Source organism: Paraburkholderia sp. SIMBA_030, from assembly GCF_046535245.1.
Classification (GTDB): Bacteria; Pseudomonadota; Gammaproteobacteria; order Burkholderiales; family Burkholderiaceae; genus Paraburkholderia.
Genome location: NZ_JAWRXB010000649.1, coordinates 1 through 268, shown reverse-complemented (window position 1 = coordinate 268; position 268 = coordinate 1). Strand labels below are relative to the sequence as shown.

The window sequence follows — 268 nt, the reverse complement described above, 5'->3', positions numbered from 1 at the left end:
AGGGTTGGCATCGATCGTCGCCAGAACAATCGATGACGAAGCCATCGAGGTCGGTCACATTGGCTGGGAAGGATTGTGCGGCACGCACCGGCTGCTGAGGCTTGAGACGACGCCCAATCGCACATTCATGCAGATCGACGGGAGCGCCATTAAGGTACCGGTGGACCTAATGTATCGGCTGATTGACGAAGACGCCCGATCCCGGGATCTATTCCTGCACTACATTCACACCTGTGAACTGCAGCTTGCCCATTCGGCGCTGGCAAAC

The 268-nt window shown here is 57.1% G+C and carries 1 protein-coding gene; it reads left to right on the top strand.

Annotation, left to right across the window (positions count from 1 at the left end; all coding sequences use genetic code 11):
- Nucleotides 1-268: hypothetical protein (locus tag SB772_RS41555; RefSeq protein WP_410838717.1), on the top strand; the 268-nt coding region annotated here is incomplete at both ends.